At 50.8% G+C, this 20875-nt stretch carries 13 protein-coding genes; all 13 read right to left on the reverse strand.

From position 1 onward, the window contains the following. Window positions 1–88: 88 nt before the first annotated feature. Entirely contained in the window at window positions 89–802 is a 714-nt protein-coding gene (locus tag AC0YOB_RS20795) for a response regulator transcription factor (RefSeq protein ID WP_475794381.1), read from the reverse strand. Continuing rightward, window positions 780–2525 (reverse strand): sensor histidine kinase, encoded by a 1746-nt coding sequence (locus tag AC0YOB_RS20800; protein WP_475794382.1) that lies wholly within the window; start codon window positions 2523–2525, stop codon window positions 780–782. Before AC0YOB_RS20800 ends, AC0YOB_RS20795 begins: the two co-directional genes overlap by 23 nt. 100 nt (window positions 2526–2625) lie before the next feature. Then, window positions 2626–4245, reverse strand: a complete 1620-nt coding sequence (locus tag AC0YOB_RS20805) for an extracellular solute-binding protein (protein ID WP_475794383.1) — start codon at window positions 4243–4245, stop codon at window positions 2626–2628. 67 nt (window positions 4246–4312) lie between these two features. Beyond that, a complete protein-coding gene (locus tag AC0YOB_RS20810) occupies window positions 4313–5194 on the reverse strand; it encodes a carbohydrate ABC transporter permease (RefSeq protein ID WP_475794384.1) in 882 nt (293 codons plus the stop codon). Window positions 5195–5211: 17 nt separating this feature from the next. Then, window positions 5212–6195 (reverse strand): ABC transporter permease, encoded by a 984-nt coding sequence (locus tag AC0YOB_RS20815; RefSeq protein WP_475794385.1) that lies wholly within the window; start codon window positions 6193–6195, stop codon window positions 5212–5214. 462 nt (window positions 6196–6657) lie between these two features. Continuing rightward, on the reverse strand, window positions 6658–8976 hold the full coding sequence (locus tag AC0YOB_RS20820; protein WP_475794386.1) for a glycoside hydrolase family 95 protein: 2319 nt from the start codon (window positions 8974–8976) through the stop codon (window positions 6658–6660). Window positions 8977–9087: 111 nt separating this feature from the next. Continuing rightward, window positions 9088–11412 (reverse strand): glycoside hydrolase family 95 protein, encoded by a 2325-nt coding sequence (locus AC0YOB_RS20825; RefSeq protein ID WP_475794387.1) that lies wholly within the window; start codon window positions 11410–11412, stop codon window positions 9088–9090. A 344-nt stretch (window positions 11413–11756) separates the two neighbouring features. Continuing rightward, on the reverse strand, window positions 11757–13277 hold the full coding sequence (locus AC0YOB_RS20830) for a glycoside hydrolase family 43 protein (RefSeq protein ID WP_475794388.1): 1521 nt from the start codon (window positions 13275–13277) through the stop codon (window positions 11757–11759). Window positions 13278–13295: 18 nt separating this feature from the next. Beyond that, on the reverse strand, window positions 13296–14309 hold the full coding sequence (locus AC0YOB_RS20835) for an endo-1,4-beta-xylanase (protein WP_475794389.1): 1014 nt from the start codon (window positions 14307–14309) through the stop codon (window positions 13296–13298). Between the two features lie 141 nt (window positions 14310–14450). Beyond that, window positions 14451–16280, reverse strand: a complete 1830-nt coding sequence (locus AC0YOB_RS20840; protein WP_475794390.1) for a family 43 glycosylhydrolase — start codon at window positions 16278–16280, stop codon at window positions 14451–14453. A 163-nt stretch (window positions 16281–16443) separates the two neighbouring features. After that, window positions 16444–17385, reverse strand: a complete 942-nt coding sequence (locus AC0YOB_RS20845) for a carbohydrate ABC transporter permease (protein WP_475794525.1) — start codon at window positions 17383–17385, stop codon at window positions 16444–16446. A 22-nt stretch (window positions 17386–17407) separates the two neighbouring features. Then, window positions 17408–18316 (reverse strand): carbohydrate ABC transporter permease, encoded by a 909-nt coding sequence (locus AC0YOB_RS20850; protein ID WP_475794391.1) that lies wholly within the window; start codon window positions 18314–18316, stop codon window positions 17408–17410. Further along, entirely contained in the window at window positions 18313–20865 is a 2553-nt protein-coding gene (locus AC0YOB_RS20855) for a DUF5696 domain-containing protein (RefSeq protein WP_475794392.1), read from the reverse strand. The genes AC0YOB_RS20850 and AC0YOB_RS20855 overlap by 4 nt, the downstream gene beginning before the upstream one ends. Between the last annotated feature and the right edge of the window lie 10 nt (window positions 20866–20875).

A 20875-nucleotide genomic window follows, 5' to 3' on the forward strand; every position in this document is an offset into this window, starting at 1 on the left:
GTGTCGCCGGAGTGTCAAATAACAGCTTATGGCCGATCATATACCAATCCTCATTACTGCTGTCATTCGTCCATGCTTTCCCGCTGAATTAGGTCTCACAATCTTCGCGGTAGGCTCCCGGGGTAACGCCCGTATATTTCTTGAATACTTTCGAGAAGTAATGCTTGTTCTCGAGCCCCACCTTTTGACCGATTACGTTTACAGGAAGATGCCACTGCGTCCTTAACAGCTTCTGTGCTTCACGAATCCGCAGGGCGTTTAAGAAATTAACGAAGTTGTCACCCGTCTCCTTCTTGAACAGTCTGCTGATATAGTGCGGATGTAAATTCATCAAATCCGCAAGACACTCCAGCGACAGGTCTTGCATGTAATGGCTCTCCAAATAAGCCAGAATGCGCTTGGCATGTCTTGTATACTCCGTATCCCGATCAGAGGGCAACTCCTCGACGATTCCTGCCAAAAGCTTCGCAATTTCATCCTTGTCGATCGGCTTCAATAAGTAGTCCACCACGCCGATGCGCAGGGCTTTGCGAACATACTCAAAATCTTCGTGTCCTGTCAGAATGATAAATCGATTGCACAGTCCGTCCTCCCGGGCTTCTTCGATCAACTCAAATCCGTTCCTCTCTGGCATATGGAGATCTGTAATGGTGACATCCGGCATAAACCCCTGCATGACTACAAGTCCCTCAGACACATTACCTGCCACACGAATCTCAGTACCGGGGGGAGCCACTTCGTTGACAACCTTGGTCATGCCATTCAGAATCAAAGGCTCGTCATCGACAATCAGTATTTTCATCGTATACCCGCCGTCCCTTATCTATAATGATTATCAGGCACGTTCCCTTCCCATGCTCGCTTCTAAGCTCTAGCCTTGAAGTCCCGCGGAAGAACGATTTGATCCGCTCGCTGACATTATAGAGTCCTATGCCTTCTTTTCGCTCGTTCACAGGCTTCGACTCGCTATCTTTCGCCATTTTACTTTGAATGACATTCAGTATCTCCTGCGGGATGCCGGGCCCGTTATCCGTAATGGAAATCCGGAAATCATCGTGTGTCTCCTCCGCCTGAAGTCGAATATGAATGGGGCGGATGAGATTCGATGCACCATGCACAATACTATTCTCAATGAGCGGCTGCAGTATGAAACGCGGGCAAGCAATTCTCTCGGCGTCCACAGCGACGTTGATTTCGTAGGTCAGCCTGTCCTGAAGCCTCATCTTATGAATCTTGAGATAGAAGGTTACCGTCTCGATTTCCCTGGCCAGTACCGTATCGTCCTTCTGAGAAGACAGGCTGTATCGCATCAGCTTTCCGAACCAGAATGATATGTTCGCTACTTCTTTGTCATTGTTGGATTCTGCGAGCATCCGAATCGTTTCCAGTGTATTGTACAGGAAATGCGGCTTGATCTGTGCCTGAAGCACTTGATAGGCGGCTTCCTTATTGCGCAATTCGACACGATGGACGTTATTGATCAGCTCATCCATCCGATGAATCATATTGTTGTAAGTAGTGATGAGAAATCCGATTTCGTCTTGATTGTCAGGGCGGTTCACCATCAGCTTCATATTATCGTCGCCCAGGTTGCGCATGTGCCTTGCAAGTCGAAGAATGCGCTTCGTGATGGTCGATGCAAGTAAATAATAGGCAAAGGACAAAGCGACCAGCAGGGCAATGATCGTTGAGACCAGCACGATCTCCTTCCGCTTGATTGTACTGAACACGTTGTCAACTTTCCCCAGCACTGCGACACGGACGCCAAGCTCCGCTATATACAGCTGATTCACGATAGTTTGCCTGTTGATGATGTAGGCTTTGTGTTTGTTCACTTCCAGCAGTCTCTGCGTTTTGTCGTCCAGTTCCCCTGCATGCAGCGGCAAGCTCATCTCTGACAGTAAAACGGCTTCCCAGTTTCCATCAACCCCGGCTGCCTTATAAAATTTATGGATCAACTCGCTGCTGATCCGAATCTCGAGAAGACCAAGTTTCTCTGTTATATTCGTATTGTATATATTTTGATAGTAGACAAGAGACGGTTCCGGAGCCCGCAGATCGAGAATGAACCATTGTCCTTTACCTGGCTTCAATGAAAGGGAAACCTGCTCAGCCTTCGGTCCAAGCAAGGAAGCGTCCATAAACCGATCCGTTATGGTAAGGGCCTGTTTCTTCATTTTATAAATCCTAAGCGATTCAATTTCCGGGTTGGCAAAAAGCGATTGAGTGAATATCGGATTGATATAGCGCGTATAGGCATAGATGCTCTCGGCGTCGGATTCATAAACGCCGTCCAGATAATCCGTTACATAAGTATTATACTGCAGCAAACGGTGGCTCGATTGAATTCGGATTAGATCGGCTTTCATATTCGCGTAGGCTTGTTCCAAAATTTTGTGCCGGCTTTCGACGAATTGTTGCGTCAGGTTTCCATATATTTGTGTGTAGTAATAATAGCCGAACACTACGACTGGAATAAAAATCAGGACGATATATCCAATAATAATTTTTCGGACAATGCTCATGATGGCGAATCTCCTCCGGATTGCGGAATTTCTTCTAACCGTATCATGAGCAAGCAAAATTCGGTAGAGGCTTCATAGCCTCTACCGGTTGCCCATCTGCTTACTTGAACAAATCCTTCTTCTTCTGATAGGTGTCGTTAGCCCAATCGACCAGCTTCTGCAGTCCGATCTTCTGCGCATTCTTGACCATGCTTTCGTAGTTCGCTATGGCTTCATCTTCGGACTTGGACAGATAGATCTTGACTTTCTCGTTCTTAATCATTTCATCTATCTTGGTCCTAATCGTCTTTTCCTCGGAGTCCGGACGCATCTGAATCATGCCGAGCTCCGGCTTGTACTGAGTGATCGCCTTGATTTCCGTGAGCGCCTGCGTCGTCTGCGTACCCGGCACATAGCTCCACAGCCCTTCCGTGATGGCGTCGTTATACAGATACCACCATTTGATCCCGTTGCCTTCCACGAATTGGCCGTCATTCGGATCGTATTTGAGATTCGGGTAGCCTGCCTCGTTCCAGGTCCAATGCTCGCCTTCGATTCCGAACATCGTCAGCTTCTTGCCTTCGTCTGTTGCCAGGTATTGCAGGAACTTAATTGATTTCTCCGGGTTCTTGTTTTTCTTCGTAATGAACGTACCCGCGAAGCCGACCCCTCCGCTGACAATTTTCGCATCGCTCGTCAGCACGGTCGGCAGCATTTTGAGCGTGAAGCTGCCTCCTTCCTGCTTGATGGCCACGTTGTCGCTGTCTGCGACACTTACCGTGTGCATATGGGCAAACGCCTTACCACTGGTAACATATTGATCGTCGATTTTATCGTTGGCGTGAGCGAAATTCTCCGACATGATGTAGCCGTTGCGGTACAGGTTGTTCATAAACTTGAAGTATTCCTTTATCTTCGGATGGTTAATGACAAAGTCCACTTTGCCGTTTTGCTCGAACCAGGGGCTGGAAAAGGTGGCATCGATGCCAAACTGCATCAAAAAGTACTGCTCCATCCATTCCTTGTCCATGACCAGCGGCACCATGTCCGGGTGCTTTTCCTTGACCATGCCCAGTACCTTCACGAAATCGTCCAGTGTCTTGATTGGCGGGTTGCCCAGCTCCTTCATGATATCTTCCCGCACGCCAACGCCCGGATTTCCGTTATTGCCGAGGGCGTACTTGTTTGCCGCCCACTCTTCCTTCGTCGCAAAGGCGTTGCGGATGGTGTAGAAGTTGCCGTCGTCCATCGTATGGATCGCAATCCGCGTCTGGTCGATCTTAAAGTCCGGCGCATACTGATCGATCAGCTCATTCCAGGGGTAGGACAGCTTCGAATCGGACAGCCGGTCAACGTTGTTGTACGTGAAGACCAGATCCGGCAGATCGCCCGATGCGATCATTAGCGGCAGCTGCTTGTCATCCGTCGCCACGGTAACCTTCAGCTTGACGCCTGTTTTCTCTGTGATTTTTTCCGCAATCGGTCCCTTCCATTCCTTGACCGGATACCACGGCGCATCTATGAACAGCGTCAGTTCTTCGACTTCGCCGCTCGCCGGTGTTTCACCCGCCGTATTATCCCCCTCCGTATTGCTGGCATTTTCCGCCGGAGCCATGCTGTTCGTTTCGGCTCCCTGATTCGCATTGCCTCCGCTGCCGCTGCTGCAAGCGGACAGCAGTGCCAGCACGAGCACAACGGCCAGCGCAGCGACAAGTTCCTTCATCCCTCTCGTTCTATTCAAGATAACCCCTCCAATGATATTGATTTGTATATTAAAGCAGTTGCTTTAATATCGAAGTTAAGCGGTTTCATCCCTTAACGGAGCCAAGCATGATTCCTTGGACGAAGTACTTCTGCAGGAACGGATACACGCAAACAATCGGTGCAATGGAGACGACCATCGCTGTCACTTGCAGAGAGAAGCTTGTCACGCCCGACGAGGAGCCGTTCGCGGCGGCGATCATGTCCATTGGCGAGTTGAACTTGTTGATGACCTCCATCATCCGGTAAGCAAGCGTCCGCAGGTTTTCAGACTGCACGAAGTAGGCCGAATCCAGCCACGAATTCCAATGGCCGACGCCCATGAACAGCGCCATCGTCGCGATGAGTGGCGTTGAAACCGGCAGGATGATCCGCCGGAAAATGACAAACTCGCTTGCGCCGTCCATGTGGGCGGACTCCTTCAGTTCGCCTGGGATTTCGCGGAAAAACGAGATGGCAATCAGCAGGAAGAACATGTTGAGCATCGACGGGATGATATACACCCCGAACGAATTAAGCAGACCGATCGAGCGCAGCACCACGTAGTACGGGATGAGGCCGCCCGAAAAATACATCGCGAAAATGATAACCGTGAAATAAAACTTACTGAATAACAGATTTCGGTGCGAAAGGCCGTAAGCGACCAGACACGTTAGCAGGACGCCAAGCGCGGTACCCAGCACCGTTCGCGCAACCGTCACCAGAAAGGCGCGATACCAGTTCGGATCGGTCAGGAAGGTCTTGTAATTTTCCAATGTGATGCTTCGCGGCCACAGGTATACGCCACCGAGAAGCGAATCGGATCCCTTGTTGAACGAAACGACCAGTACATAGTAAAACGGATACAGCATCACGAGCATGATGAGAAAAAGAACGATGTAATTAATGCTGTCCAGAAGCAGGTCCTTCTGTCTTTGGCTTCGGAGCACGAACGCTCCTCCTTTCCCTAAAACAAGCTCGAATCCGACTTTCGCTTGGCGATGAAGTTGCTCGAGAAAATCAACACGACAGAGATGACCGATTGGATCAGATCGATGGCTGCTGCATAGGAGAAGCGACCGTCCCGCAGACCGACCTTAAACGCATAGGTCTGCACAATCTCGGAGGTCGAGTTGTTGATGCTGTTGCCAAGCAGGTAAGCCTGCTCGAAGTTCGAGCCGACCAGACCGCCGCCAAGGATACTGCCGATTGACAGAATAAGAACCACGACAATCGTCCCCTGTATCCCCGGGATTGTGATGTGGCGGATGCGAGCCAGACGTCCGGCGCCGTCGATTTGGGCCGCCTCGTACAAGGATGGGTTGATACCCGTGATGGCCGCGAGGAAGATGATCGTCCACCAGCCCATCTCCTTCCATACAGCGCTGCCGACCGCGAGCCCCCAGAAATAATTCGGATTGGTCAGTATGTCGAGCGGCTTGTCAATCAGACCAAGTGCTAGTAGCGCTTTGTTCACAAGTCCGACATCGGAGGACAAGAGGAAAAAAGCGAGGCCTACCACAATGACCCAGGAGATGAAATGCGGCAGGTAGCTGACCGTTTGAACGAACCGCTTGAAGGCCATGTTCTTTACTTCGTTCAGCATAATTGCGAACACGATCGGGGCGGGAAAGGTGAAGATGACCTTCAGCAGACTCATCATCAGCGTGTTGCGCACGATCGTGCCAAACTGGTAATCGTTTACGAATTCGTCGAAATACCGCAGACCGACCCATTCACTCGTAAAGATTCCCTTGATGCCGGTCGAGATGCTGTAATCCTTGAACGCCATAAGGATGCCGAACATGGGCATGTAGGAAAAAATCAGCAAAAAGATCAGGCCGAGTCCGACAAAAAGATGTAACACCTTTTGCTGTTTAAACCGCTTCCATAAAAGCGCTTGCCTTCCGACTTTGGCAGTGGAGCTTGTAAACTCCGTATTCAGTTCCATGCGCGTTCCTCCCTTACTTTCATCCTACCTCCAATAACGCCGTTCCGTAAGCCGAAATTTTTGAGAAAGCGTTGTCAATTTTTGATCTCTCTTTGGAGATTTTCATTGTTTTGCTGAAAGACAGAGAAATTCTGATGGAACGGCTTGTCCGCGCTTTTGTCCTCTTCAGAGCAAAAGTGTGGGATCGATCTCACTCGAATGCAGCTCAATAGAGGAGTTGAGCCTGACACGTAGTATGAACTCTAAACGGCAGATTCTGCCGCGATTGACCGCAAATCACTTACATACGAGATGGACCTGAAGGCATTTTCAGTGATTTCACCAAATAGATTACGTTTTATATGCAATAACCGCACTTCGTAAAAAATCCCGTAATTCCTTATGGACTCAATCAGAGAAGGAGAACATATTTCGCTCCCCCTTGCTGCGAGTGAAGCCATTCTGCATAGGGACTAATATAAGTTACAGCTTTGGCCTGACAGGATGCAAATCATATACGACGTTGGGCTCCGCTGTAAACCGGAGAACGGAATCCTGATCCGGCACAGTGCCAACAGGTTGATCGCCCCGCATAATCATTGCCGGTACCGGCATTCGGACGACACATTCGCCGCCCACGGTGGACGCGATGCGGGCCTTCTTCAGTTTACCGTCAGCCCATTCGATATCGACGATATAGCCGCCCCGGGCGCGGAGACCATTCACTCGTCCTGTGTGCAGCATATTTGGCAGCGCGGGAAGAAAGTGAATTTCGCCTGCATGGCTTTGAAGCAGCATCTCGGCAACGGCAGCCGTGCCGCCAAAGATTCCGTCGATCTGAAAGACTGGCGTATTATTTGGATGATTTGGCAGCATATTTCTTGCAAGCAATCCGGGCATTCGGCTGAAGGCATTCTCCGCTTCACCCAATCGCGCCCAACAATTGATCACCCAAGCCCGACTCCAGCCTCCCGGTGCCCCGCCATGCTCCAGTCTTCGTTCCAGCGACTTTCGCGCTGCAGCCGCCAGCTCCGGCGTTTTGTGCAGCGTAATTTGGCTGCCCGGATGAAGGGCGAACAGATGTGAGATGTGCCTATGGCCAGGCTCCGCCTCATCATAATCCTCCAACCACTCCTGAAGCTGGCCATGCCGGCCGATTTTCGGTTTCGGCAGCTTTTCCAGCGCTCTCCCAATCTCGGACGCAAGCGCCTCCTCTCCTGAGACCGAAAGCAATCGCTCACTTTCCGACACAGCCATAAAGAGTTCGCGCGTAATTTGGGTATCCATGGACGGTCCGGCGCAAAGCACGCCCGATTCGCCATTGGGCAGCAGGTATGTATTCTCCGGAGACAAGGAGGGGTTGGTCACAAGCTCACCGCTGGGACTTTCCACAAGAAAATCAAGCAAAAACAAGGCAGCATCGCGCATCAGTGGATACGAGCGTTTAAGGAATTGAATGTCCATTGTAAACTGATAATGATCCCATAGATGCAGGCAGAGCCAGGCGGCGCCCATTGACCAGTAGGTAGCCGGAATATAAGTATCCTGCGGGGCAGTATCCGCCCACAGATCCGTATTATGGTGAGCCATGAAGCCCCTGCATCCATACATGACGTCAGCAGTCTGGCTCCCGTTCTTATGCAGACGCTCCAGCAATACGAAAAGCGGCTCATGACATTCGGAAAGTCCGCAGGTTTCCGCTGGCCAATAGTTCATTTGCGCATTGATATTTAAGGTATACTTGCTGTCCCACGGCGGAATAAAGAGCTCGTTCCAGATCCCCTGCAGGTTAGCTGGCAGCGAACCGGGCCGGCTTGAAGCAATCAACAGATATCGGCCATACTGGAAATAAAGTGCGATCAGTCTTGGGTCTTGCTCTCCTTCGTTCAATCGTCTTACGCGCCGATCTAAGGTCATGTTATCAAGCGAGGAGTTCTCTGGATCAACTACCAGCGACACACGCTGGAACAGCTCGCTGTGATCACCAACATGCCGTTTGTATAATGCGTCGTATGAATGGGCTGCCGCTTCCTTTGTCCTCTTCTCGGCATCTTCCAATGGGTTTTTAACTCGAAAGGTTGTAGCTGCGGCCAGTAGCAATGTTACGGCAGTTGCATTCTCGACCACGATGTGCTCGCCGATTACCTTCGTTGACCCGTCTTCGGCGGATGCTTTCAATACGGCTGCGTAATCGCACCCTTCCTCCCCTCCGCTGTTTCCTGCCATGAAGATCGCATCGTTCCCCGTTCGCCCCGCACGGTCCGAGTAGCGCCAGTTTCCCCGCTCCAATCGGGCGCTACAGCTCACGGCGCCAGGGCGATCTGCCGACAGTCGGACAACGATCGCCTGATCGGGAAAGCTCGCGAAGACTTCGCGCGTAAAGGTAACACCGCCCTGCCTGAAGGTGATTCTCACTACGCCTTTATCCAGATCAAGCGCTCGGCTGTAGCTTTCCATTTGACCATCAGGCATCGAGAACTGAAGCAGAAGATTACCCAGGGGCACATAATGCCGTTGGGACTCGGGCAAACCCGACAGCGCTAATACGGCCAGTTCCTCGGCCTCCTTAATTCTGCCCTTGAAAATGAGCTCTCGGATTTCCGGCAGGTGCGTCTTGGCATCCGGATTATGGCGGTCTCTCGGTCCGCCGTACCAGAGCGAATCTTCGTTAAGCTGGATCCGTTCGTTCTCCGGCCGCCCGTATACTACCGCGCCGAGTCTTCCGCTCCCGATCGGGAACCCTTCCGTCCATGCTTCTGCCGGTCTATCAAACAGCAATCGATTAAATTCCCTACTCGTCATTGTGCTTCTTCCTCCTTTATTTTCATACACCTATGCTAGGAGTGACACTGCACTGCACAGTCGAAACAGAACGATGGTTCGATCCGTCACCAGCTGCCGTGATGCACGGATTTACTTGAAGGGAGAGTAATGAAGAGTGTCTCCCGCATTTACGGCGCATCGAATCGATTCATTCCGGTAACGCAACGTACTCGCCGATCCATTCAATGAACGTACATCTGCTTTTATCAGCATCCCCCCTGCCCACGTCATGTCGATCTCGAAGCCTCCACGCGCGCGCAGTCCCTTGATGGCTCCTTCCGACCATTGAATTGGAAGCGCCGGCAGCAGTTCAATCAGATATTCCGCGCACTCGCCTTTATATCGAGCACTGCTTTGCAACAGCATTTCTGCGATGCCGGCGGTGCCGCCGAAATTCGCGTCAATCTGCATGGGAAAAGGCTCATGCTGATTGAACATGTTAGGATTCGTTGAATCTGCCAACAAGTCGACGAGGCGGTCGTGAGCGCTCCTGTCGTCCTTCAGGTGCGCGTAAAGCGCGATGCGCCACGCTGCGGGCCAAGCCAGGCTTCTTCCACTGTTGCGAAGCTCAAGACTCTTCCGCACCCCGGCGAACAATTGAGGGGTATCCTCCTGGGAAATCTGATTGCCGGGATATAGACCATATAAATGTGAGACATGGCCGTTATGGTCTTCGGGACGGTCCCAGTCCTCCAGCCATTCTTGTAATTGTCCATACCGGCCGATTTGCATGAACGGCAGCCGATCGAGCGCGGCTTTAACCTCGGTTTTGAATGCATCGTCCGCTTGCAACAAATCGCAAGCGATCAGGTAGCGTTCGAACAAGTCCCGTATCAACTGCAAGTCCATCGTGGATGAATAAGTCAGGTGCCGTCTGCGATTTCGACCGTCCATATAGGCATTCTCCGGCGAATAAGAAGGGTTGGTCACCAGCATGCCGGCGAATTTGATTCCTTCGGGCGCCTCTACCAAAAAGTCCAAGATGAACCTCGCGGCCTCCTTCATAACGGGGTATGCCCTTTCCCTGAGAAAGGTCAAGTCAGGATTGTACTCATAGTGATCCCATAGATGCTGCACCATCCATGTTCCGCCGAGCGGCCAAATTCCCGCATAGGTATCGACTGGCGCCGCGGCTCGCCATAAATCAGTGTTATGATGGACGACAAATCCCCGCGCGCCATAATAGATCTCTGCGGTACGTGAGCCGGTGACACGAAGATCGTCGATCAATTCGAATAGTGGCAAGTGGCATTCCCTCAAATTACCAACCTCGGCTGGCCAATAGTTCATTTGGACATTAATATTGGTCGTCCATTTGCTGCCCCATTCCGGCCATTCCTCCTCATTCCAGATTCCCTGAAGATTGGAAGGCTGATCGCCAGGTCTGGAAGAGGCTATAAGCAAATATCGACCGAATTGAAAATATAATGCCGCTAATGCCGGATCCTCCGTCTGACGAAAAGAGCAAATGCGTTGATCCGTCGGCAGTTGATCTCCTCCCCCGTCCTCTTGATCCTTATTCGCATCACCGCCCAGCCGCACAGCAACACGCTTGTACAAGGATTGATAATCCTCAATATGTTCGTTCAACACTTCTTCGTAAGGACGACCGGAGATACGTGCAAGGTATTGCTTGTTTTTCTCTGTCGGATCCCCGCCGATATCACAATAATTTACGAAACCGGTCGCTCCGGAAAAAACGAATGTCACTGCATTTGCTTTCGCAATCAGCAGGACACCATCGGCAACCCTGCACTGTCCTCCATCACAAAAGGCCGAGAGTACGCCTTCAAACCGGAGCCCCGGCCCTTCCCAACCGGCGATCCAATGCCTGGCCTCTTTGCGTGTACCAGTCTGTCCAACAAGTCTGATCGTATCGTTTCCGTCCGACTGAACGAAAGTATCCGGATGTACGCTGGACAACGAGGCATTTACGCTAATGCTTCCTTGCGAGCTGCCCGCAAGCCGGATAACCATGCACCCGCTTGGATGCGAGCAGAAGATCTCACGGGTAAACGCGACCCCGTCTACTTCGTAGCTTACCGTCACCACCGCCCGTTCCAAGTCCAATTCTCGGCGGTAATGATTGACCGGCCGATGCTCCGGAAATTCTAACCATAAATCGCAAAAAGGCAGATAGGACTGCAAATTGACAGGATCGCCCATCATTTGCTTCAGAAACACCTGTTCCGCTTCCTCGATGCGGTCCTCAAAGATCATCTCCCTGACCTTCTGTAAATACTGGCCAGCATCATCCCGGTTGTAATCATGCGGAGCCCCAGACCACATCGTCTCCTCGTTGATCTGGACTCTTTCCTTCTCCAGTGCTCCGAACACCATGGCTCCAAGCCGCCCGTTTCCAATCGGAATCGCTTCTTTCCATGTCGAGCCGGGCGAATCATACCAAACCTTCATATCAATTCCGCCTTTCAGTTAGTTTGTGATTCATGCCGTTTTAAGGCTCTGTGCGATACGTGCGTCGGCATTTCCTCCGTTACTCTCATACTACTTCCCGGTGACCGCTGCAGTAAGCAAACATTTTTGAGAAAGCGTTGTCAATTTTTGATCTCCGCTACGCCGTTAATTATGGAAGCAAGGCATACGTTGTCCGGATGCCGGCATCTTCCAAGCGCCTCCGATATAGTTGTCAACCATTGCTGACCAGTCGACATTTAATGCAATCGTTTATATTTTATGCAAAAAAACATCAGTACCGACTGGATCCGGCACTGATGAATAACTGGCAATAATGAGAGTATCTATTTGGCGCTTATTCCATATCGGAAATAATCAAAATCGGCATGCCCGCCAATTTCCTTGGATGCATAATGGAAAAGCCCGATTCGGTAGCCCATAAAATGATCCAGCGTGTATTTCATCTCTAACGAACCGCCGATTCGATTCCAATTGCTTCCGTCTGCAGAGTAATAAAATCCCGCAATATCGGTACTGTCCTCAAAATTAAATTCAATCTTCAAGAAAATTTGGCTGCCGTCGAATCGGATCGTCTCGAGCACAGTCTCGCTGCCGTCGCCGCTATTAACACACATCGCAACGAATTTTTCGCCGTTCTTCGCAGCTTTAATGCCAACGGTGCCGAAATGACTCTGCAAGGCAACCAATCCTGCATGGTCTCCCGGCTTCATATGAGAAACGTCTACCAGTGTTATCCCGTAACACGCTGGACCTTCCGTCCGTTGCGTTAATGTATTGCGGGCGTAGACGACACTCTCGTTTATGCTGCCGGTTGTCAATCTTAGATAACCGGGCCTCTCCGTTACCGACCAAAGCCCATTATCCGGGTTATGGTTCCACTGCCAGTTCAAAGCCAGCTTGTTTTCCGTATAGTCAAACTCATCGCTGATAACCAGCGGCTCCTTGGGAGAGGGAGGCAAATCTACTTCAAACTGCTCCGGCGCCTTTCCATCAATTCCGAAGACTGGCCATCCGTCTGCCCAGGATAGCGGCAAGAGATAAGGGATTCTGCCTACGGCATCATGATCCTGAAACAGCATCGCATACCATTTGCCCCCCGGAGTGTCAAAGATGCCCCCTTGCGCAATACCTTTGTTGTGATAACCCATGTCGTCATCGAATACGATTTTGCGTTCATACGGACCCAGCAGCTCCTTCGAACGATAACAGATTTGCCTGCGCCGCGCGTTTCCTGCGTCTCCCTTAGGCCATTCGATAAACATCAAATAATAATAGCCGTTTAATTTATAAGCGTGGCAGCCTTCGCATCGAAGCCCGATCCCATTCCGCTCCGTTTCGAACAGGAGCTGGTTAATTCCGCCCGGTTTGATCGCCGTCGCATCGGATGTCAGCTCGGTGATGTAAATGCTGCCGTTACCGGAAAACACAAACACGCGGTCTTCATCAAACAATAAGCCCGGGTCATGCAGTAGTCCTTTGATGACGGAGCGCTCCCATTGTCCGTTCTCGACATCGTTTGTACGGTAAATGTAGAAGCTACGCATGTCGTTGCTCGAGAAACATACATAAAACAGCCTGTTATGATAACGGAGGCTGGCGGCCCATGAGCCTTTTCCATAAATGTTTTTCCTATCGATCAGATTATGGGCGTCGTTATCCTCGAACCGGTCATATACGTAGCCCACAACCTCCCAATGCATTAAATCTTCCGATTTCATAATCGGACAGCCCGGCATTGAGTGCATGCTTGTGCTGACCATATAATAGGCTGTTCCTACTCTTATAGGGTCCACATCCGGAACGTCCGCCCACATGATCGGATTCGTGATTACCGTTTTGCTCATCTCATGCTCCCCCTGTTCTCACTTGACAGCTCCCGTAATGCTCCAATAGGATTGCTTTGGCTGATGCTCCGCGTCAAAGATAAACGGCCAATTTTTGCGGCCTCTCACCGGAAAGTTATCGAGCCACGTATAATCGTCGGCCGCTCCCCAGAATGTAACGGAAGTAACGCTTTCACTATGCTCCTTGAACAATTGGAAAAACTGCATATAACGTTCCGCTTGCCTTTCAAGCATCTCCTCTGTCGGCGCCTCCAGATCGGTTCGGCGATCATCATGACGGAAGACGGATACGTCCAGCTCCGTGATATGCAGCTTTACGCCAAGACTTGCATACCTTTCGATCGCTTGGCTAATATTGTCAAGCGACGGATGGTCCAGGCTCCAGTGCGCTTGCAGTCCAATTCCGTGGATCGGCACGTCTTTCTCCCTCAACGACTTGACCAAGGCATAGATTTTTTCTCTCTTCTCGGGTACAGATTCATTATAATCGTTATAAAATAGCAACGCCTCAGGGTCTGCCGCATGCGCATATTCGAACGCTTTGGCAATAAAATCCTCGCCGGCGATATCGAGCCACTTGGATGAGCGCAGCAGCTCCCCCTCTTTGTCGGAAACGGCTTCGTTCACGACATCCCATGCATAGATCTCTCCCTTGTAACGCGTAACGACCGTTTCAATGTGGGATTTCATCCGCTCGAGCAGCATATCGCGTTCAACTGCACCTCCTGATTGATCCTCAAACATCCAATCGGGCGTTTGATTATGCCATACGAGCGTATGACCTCTAACCGCCATGCCATTCGCTTTCGCGAATGCCATCAAGCGGTCCGCTTCCTCAAAGGTATACCGTTCTGAAGCAGGATGCACACGCTCGAACTTCATTTCATTTTCGGCCGTTATGCTATTAAAATGATGCGCCAACAACTCACGCTGAATGACCAGCGTCTTTGGATTTACTGCCGCCCCTATTAAGAACTGCCTCCTGAACGCTTCATGCAGCTTTGGGAACCCATCCGTACGAGAATTGACCACTTCTTCGTTCGCCTCCTCTTCCTATCCAACCCTAAAGGTTATACAAGCCGTAGGTAAGTTCTTCATACCAAGAGTGTAGCGCTTGGACACAATCGCAGCAACCTGTCGATTTTTTGTTCGTTTACCCGGCAAATGATAGGTTTACTGCTCCTCGTCCTCCTTTACAAGGACATTAATGGAAACATGGGCCAATTCCCTGTTCAGGTCCTTATCCTCCGTCAAATCCAGAACCGGATATCCGTCAATGTCAAAATGAACGCGGCGCAAGCCTGAACCCCTAGAAGCATCAACCCCTGGTCTAGCATGGTAGGTATTCCAAATAACGCCGTCATCATCCGTAACATAGGAATTATGGCCAGGACCGTATTCCCCCGGAACGCTTCTGGAGGTCAGCAGCGGATAATTCCCCTTTGTCCAGCTGTCAGGATTCAACAAATCCGCATCCGTATCCGCGGTCAGAAGTCCAACGACATACGTGGCATCCACCGCTGCACTGGCAAAGGTGACAAACAACTTATTGCCTCTAATCATGGCAAACGGTCCTTCGTCGACAAAGGTATGGTTATTGGCCCAGCCGTAATCCGGTTTCGTAAGCAGCACCGGATCGCTTGTCAGCTTCCATGGCTCCTTAGGATCCAATTTTGCAATATAAATCCATGCTCCAAGATCAATAGGCACGAACTGACGCTCCGACCAGGCTGCATAGTACTCCCCGCTCAAATGAATAACGGTCATATCAAGGGAGATGACCTTGCCTGCTTCGCATAATTCCGTTCCGTCTTTCTTGACCACGCGCCGGGGCATCGACCAGTCTGCCGCACAGGTCGGATTGCCGCCTTTGCGCAGCTGCATTACGTGGCACTCTTCATATAAAAAATCGCCGGTCGTTGCCGCGTGAAAAATGTACAATTCATCTTCAATGATATGGATCTCAGGCGCCCACAATAGGCCTTTAATATGATCATAGGTCTTCGTGTCAAGTATTAATGCTTCCTCGGCATTTACCAGACCGGGAATGGTATCAGCTTCCCTGATGTAAAGGGTTTGATTGTGGTCGGCATCGTTGGTGGCAATGAAATAATATTTGCCGTTCCATTTGGCGATACAAGGATCCGCGCGGTTGATCGCGATGGGGAAATCATAATGCTCCTGATGAACGGTTCCCGAAATGCGATAAGTTCCCGCTGTATTCCACTCAACCGCTGCCGTTTTCCAGTCCACTCGTTTGGATGCCGTTGTTCCGTCACTATAAACCGCGGTCGCCCGTATTTTCTTTAATTCTTCTGCCGATGCCGCTGCGACGGTGTCCGGAACTTCGATTGCAACGTTCGCGGGAACCGTAAGCTTGCATACAAGTCGATGAGCCAATTCCTGCGGGACGCGAATCGCATTGCGTGGCGCGAATCCTTCGATAGCTACAGATACGGGATCCCATGCAAAAGTGTCTATTTTTTCCGGTACCGATGCACCGTCCAGGTTGAAAATATCCGCGATAAAGTTCCTGTAGCTGATCCCGGACTCATCGCTCCAGCGGATGTCGTATGCCTCATTCGTTTCATCATACTCACAGTACACGTCATGTACAAAGGTATCGCCCTTCATGTCAATAAGGCCGATTTCTTTATATTGCAGCAGATCGGATGAAGTAAAGAAGAGAACCGATCCTCTGCTTTGTTCGTCATTTTGACCATCTGCTTCCGTACGTATCGCAACCACGCCGTAAGCGCCGTTCGTTAGCTGGAAGAGATACGGATTCTTCAAGCTTTTTGCGTTCATCGTTCCATTCTCGTTATCCGTCGCTTTGGCAAACAAAACCCCGGAATTATGATTCAATGCTTGATAGCGTTTACCGTCTTCGCTATACGCAAGATGCATGCTGAATGCGAGCTTTGCTGCGTAAATGATATCCTCCTGCGGCACTCTCGTATAGCATAGAACATAGTTACTTTCTTTCTTCGTTTCTGCTATCATACTAGCCGGCTCACCCTTTATTGATGATTTCGAATACGGTTCACACGTGAAGCATCTCACGCCAGCCGAGTTCCGGATCCCGGCTATTGCCGACATCAATCAGAAAGCGCCTTGGGGTAACCTCCGGTCCCCGCAAGACGTTTTCTGTTCAGCTCGGCAAAGGTTAACCGACGATCCCGGTGCGCTCGATACTTTCGACAAAATAACGCTGAACGAACAAATAAAGAATAACGAGCGGCAGGATCGCGAGCAGGATGCCAGTGTCCTGCACCATGCTCATGAAGAATGGATCCTTGTTGGTCGTTGCGCCGCCCTCAAGCAGAATCGCCAGATTGTACGGCAGGGAAGCAAGCTGCGTAGACATCACCTTGCTCGACGTCAAATACGTTGTCGTGAAGAAGCTGTCATTCCATTGCCATACGAACGAGAACAACAGCACGGTAATGATCGACGGAATGGCATTCGGCAGCATGATCCGCAGGAACGTCGAGCCGACGCCCGCACCGTCGATATAGGCCGCCTCCTCGACCTCCTTCGGAATGCCCCGGAAGAACTGCCTGAAAATGAAAATATAGAGGCCTGCCTTCAGCGAGTTTGCGGTGATCGAAGTCAGAATAAACGGCCAGTACGAATCCAACAGATTTATTGGCTTGCCGGTCAATAATGGGATTAGGCCCATCAAGGTAAAGTCCTTCAAGTTCATATAGATCGGGATCAGAATCGTCGTTGGCGGAACCAGAATGGTCAGGATAACGCACGCGAAGAGCAGGCTGCTTCCCTTGAATTTAAGACGGGCGAACGCATACCCGGCAAGCGCGCACGATGCGGCAGTCAATATCGTTGTCATACTCGTGAGCGCGAACGTGTTAAGCAGAGTCTCCCAATAATCCATGATGGCGATCGCTTGCTTGAAATTATTGAGCGTATAATGCTCGGGAATGAATACGACAATAGGCGAATACAAGTCAGCTTTATCCTTGATCGATGTCGATATTTTTTGAATGATCGGATACAAAATGACGAAAGACAGTCCAACGATCAATACCAGCCGGACGATTGTCCACAGCCATCGCTTCCAATTTTCAAACGATAACAATTGGGCCATTATCAATGCTCTCACTCTCCTTCTATTCCTGGTAGAAGACCCGTTTGGATATGAAATACGTACTAATCAGCAAAATGATCATGATTGCCAGGAAATAAATCCAAGCCATCGCTGAGCTGAGCCCGAAGTTGAAGCTCGTGAAGCCCGTTTCTTTGATGAGCGTCGTCATGTTGTTCCTGGAGAACGAGTCAATAATCGTGTAGATCACATTGACGAGAATAAGCGGGCTAACCATCGGGAACGTGATCTTCCAGAATGCTTCGTACCCGGTAGCTCCTTCGATCTTGGACGCCTCGTAGAGCTGGGGAGAAATCGTCTGGATTCCTGCCAGGAAGATCAAGATTTGCACGCCCGATTGGCTTACGATCTGGTAGATCCGATCGACCGCATCCATAAGATAAAAGACAACATTTTCATTCACGCCGGAATTTATCATGATCCTCGCCATTTCGATCGTGCCTGTCGAGAATACGCCTTCGGCGGCATTTTGCTCGTTGATCGCTTGAACCAAGCTGGAGGCTTCCAGAGTCGCAATAACACCGGAAGCAAGTATGACCGGAAGGAAGAAAATCGATCTGGCGATGGCTCTGCCGACGAATTTCTGATTGAGCAGTACGGCTAGGAACAAACTAAAGATGACGATTAAAGGCACGTTAATGATCATATTCACGATCGATTCCGTCAGCGTGCGGTTAAAGCTCGTGTTCACCGTCAAAGCCTCGATGTAATTGGCAAATCCGATAAAATCAATTGTCATGCCATTCGCATTAGCCGTAATGGAGCTTAAGCTGTATCGCAACGAATTCAATAACGGAATGAGGAAGAAAAACAGAAATCCGAGCAGCCACGGCAATACGTAGAGAAAGCCCAAAAGCGCTTTCTGCTCGGCGTACGTCCTCGGTTTAAGGCGAAATTTTAATATCGGTTTCACGATTGCTCACCACCCGTCACATAACTCTCGGCATCCACAGTCATCCCTTCGGCTGTCGCTTGCTTATCCGTATAGTTCACGATGACGAACATGCCGCTTTCATAGACGGTTTTGAACAAGCCGTCACCGAGCTTCTCATGCGCGACGATCCGCTCGTTCCGGACGTTCTTCAGTACCGTATTTACTTCTTTATAGATTTCCGCTGCCTGGTCCAGCCACAGCTCGTAATTGACGGCGTACAGCTTGCTGAACTCCGTATCCTTCACCTTGTAATTCGGCTCGTGAATCCACTCGAAGTACACGCCTGAGCCGTATTCCAGGCATTTCAGAATATATTGCCGGACATTGGTATAGGCGGTCAGATTGTACGGCGTCCCCGTATAGTCGATATGTCCGCGAATAAGCATCTGATAGAACGGAATTTCTTCATCCTCGAGCTTGAATTTGCTGTTTGACATCGGCGCATTCGTAATATCAGACAAATAAGGAAAGGCGTACGCGTTGCCTCCTTCGGCCAAGATGTTCAGATTCGCTTCGCGAATATCGTTCAGAGCCTGAATGGAAATGTCCTCGGACTCCGTCCGGTCGATTTGCTTGTTCTTGCGGAAGTCGCTGTTCAGCTGATCAGCCATATCCCGAAGCGAAATACCGCCTGTCTCGAAGCCCTTCAAGTCCTTCAGCATCTCTTCAACGTAAGTACCAACCAGGCGAGGCGAAACGGCATACGACGGCGGCTTGTTCCGGTCGCGCCTGCCTAGCGCCAGATCAATCGGGTAAAACGCCGATGGCACGCCTCGCAGCGAGCGCGAAGCTTCTTCTTTCTCGTCGAACCCTTTCCCCGTATGCGCAGTCAGAACGGCAACGTCCGGATACAGATCGATGCCTTGCTCCTTGGCGAACGCTGTCAAATCCCGCATGCCTTTGGCGCCGCCGATTACCCGGTCAACCGACACGCCGTCCGGCACTTCGTGATCGAGGCCCCCATTGAACCAGCCCGCATACCTCAGCTTGATATTGGCGATGCCAAGGTTTTTTATCCGATTTATCAGTTGCTGAGCCTGTTCGAACGTCGTAAGCGGTTCCAGCGTACGATATGGAACGCCGACGAGATGCTTCTGCTTTGCTATGCTTCCGACAAGCTGAAGATAGAACGGAAGCTCCTCTTCCTCGTTCTCCGCCTTCGTATCGGGCAATCCGCCGCTGCCCTCCAAATATTGACGGTAGTATTCGGCCATTCCTTGATACGTAGCATCCTCCCCGCTAAGAAAGGCATAGCGGACCTTAAAGTCGCTCTTCATCGGATTCTCCTGAAACTTCGGCAGCGTGCGCTCCGCTCCGTTCGCTTGGAGCGTCAATTCTCCCTTGTTAATGACGTTAAAGGCCGGATACACGTAATTATAACTGTTTAATTTACCGCTAATATCCGCATTGATGGTAGCAGCCGGGGCGCCTTCTTCAATAATGCCCAGGAAGGCGCTACCCTCCAGTATGACGCCGAACACAGGCAGCCTGACGGTTTGCTCGTTAACGGCGTCTTCGACTGCCTCCATCGACAGGTCTGCCCCGTATACCGCTTGTTGATACGCCGGGTATTTGGTTTTGCCGTTATTGAAGTCAATTAGCGCGCCGGAACCGTCCGGCACGAAGATCGAGCCTTTCTCTTCCGTCCCCCCGGCTCCAAAGAAGCTTAGCACCGAAACGCTGCTGACCGGATATTCGCCCGGCGACTTAATGTCCCCGGCCGGTACTTTAACGACGAGGCTATCGGCATCAAGCGTATACTCAATCGAGGCCAGGAAGATTCTCGGTGCAGGCGACTCCTGTGTGAAGTTCAGCTCAGCCATATCTTTCTCTAAATCTTCACTCGTGTAGCCGGCATCCTCGAACGCTTTGAATGCACGTTCCAGCTGAAGCCCGTTCAGCGCTTGGTCGTTCCGGACATAGGCTGATTTCTCGGGATCTTCGGTGTAAGCGATTCGCAGCGCGCGTTGTCCCGCCTTATCCAGCTTGCCCGACAATTCCCCGAAACGGGCAACGCTTAGCATAAGCGGCAAATCCTGAGCCGTTTTCTCGGCCTTGCCGAATTTATAGGTGACTTTGACCCCGTTCGGAATGGGATCGAACTTTACTTGCTTGTATGCGACGCTGTCCAAGAAAGTGTTGATCGAGCTGATCTGCCCGAAGCTATTGTAGTAATCGATCTTTAATTGCGAGGACAGTAAGCCCTTGTTGACACCAGCTGCAATCGGATCGGCGTCTCCTTCGGGCGGATTGCTGTGCCATATTTCGCCGCTGCGTTTATTCAGAACGGCAATGGCGCCCGTTTCGTCGTTGACAAACAGCCGAAGCCGGTCGTTCTCGGTGATTCCCTTCATACCGGCGACGCGCGTATCCGTAAAGGAAGGGTTAAGCGCCTTGCCCAGCTCGAACGCAGCCTCCAACTGCTGCTCTCCGGAAGCCTGCTTCGTGTTGCTTGTACCCGAGCAACCGGAGATCAGCAGTCCTGCGACGATGAACGCGGACAATATAGCATTTCTGGCTGAATGCATCTCCATTCCC

The organism is Paenibacillus sp. JT31N17 (assembly GCF_056269255.1).

What these genes read in the sequence shown, in the direction of transcription:
- AC0YOB_RS20795 (WP_475794381.1), bottom strand. Translation starts at nt 802, where the DNA reads ATGAAAATACTGATTGTCGATGACGAGCCTTTGATTCTGAATGGCATG.
- AC0YOB_RS20800 (WP_475794382.1), bottom strand. Translation starts at nt 2,525, where the DNA reads ATGAGCATTGTCCGAAAAATTATTATTGGATATATCGTCCTGATTTTT.
- AC0YOB_RS20815 (WP_475794385.1), bottom strand. Translation starts at nt 6,195, where the DNA reads ATGGAACTGAATACGGAGTTTACAAGCTCCACTGCCAAAGTCGGAAGG.
- AC0YOB_RS20820 (WP_475794386.1), bottom strand. Translation starts at nt 8,976, where the DNA reads ATGACGAGTAGGGAATTTAATCGATTGCTGTTTGATAGACCGGCAGAA.
- AC0YOB_RS20825 (WP_475794387.1), bottom strand. Translation starts at nt 11,412, where the DNA reads ATGAAGGTTTGGTATGATTCGCCCGGCTCGACATGGAAAGAAGCGATT.
- AC0YOB_RS20830 (WP_475794388.1), bottom strand. Translation starts at nt 13,277, where the DNA reads ATGAGCAAAACGGTAATCACGAATCCGATCATGTGGGCGGACGTTCCG.
- AC0YOB_RS20840 (WP_475794390.1), bottom strand. Translation starts at nt 16,280, where the DNA reads ATGATAGCAGAAACGAAGAAAGAAAGTAACTATGTTCTATGCTATACG.
- AC0YOB_RS20845 (WP_475794525.1), bottom strand. Translation starts at nt 17,385, where the DNA reads ATGGCCCAATTGTTATCGTTTGAAAATTGGAAGCGATGGCTGTGGACA.
- AC0YOB_RS20855 (WP_475794392.1), bottom strand. Translation starts at nt 20,865, where the DNA reads ATGCATTCAGCCAGAAATGCTATATTGTCCGCGTTCATCGTCGCAGGA.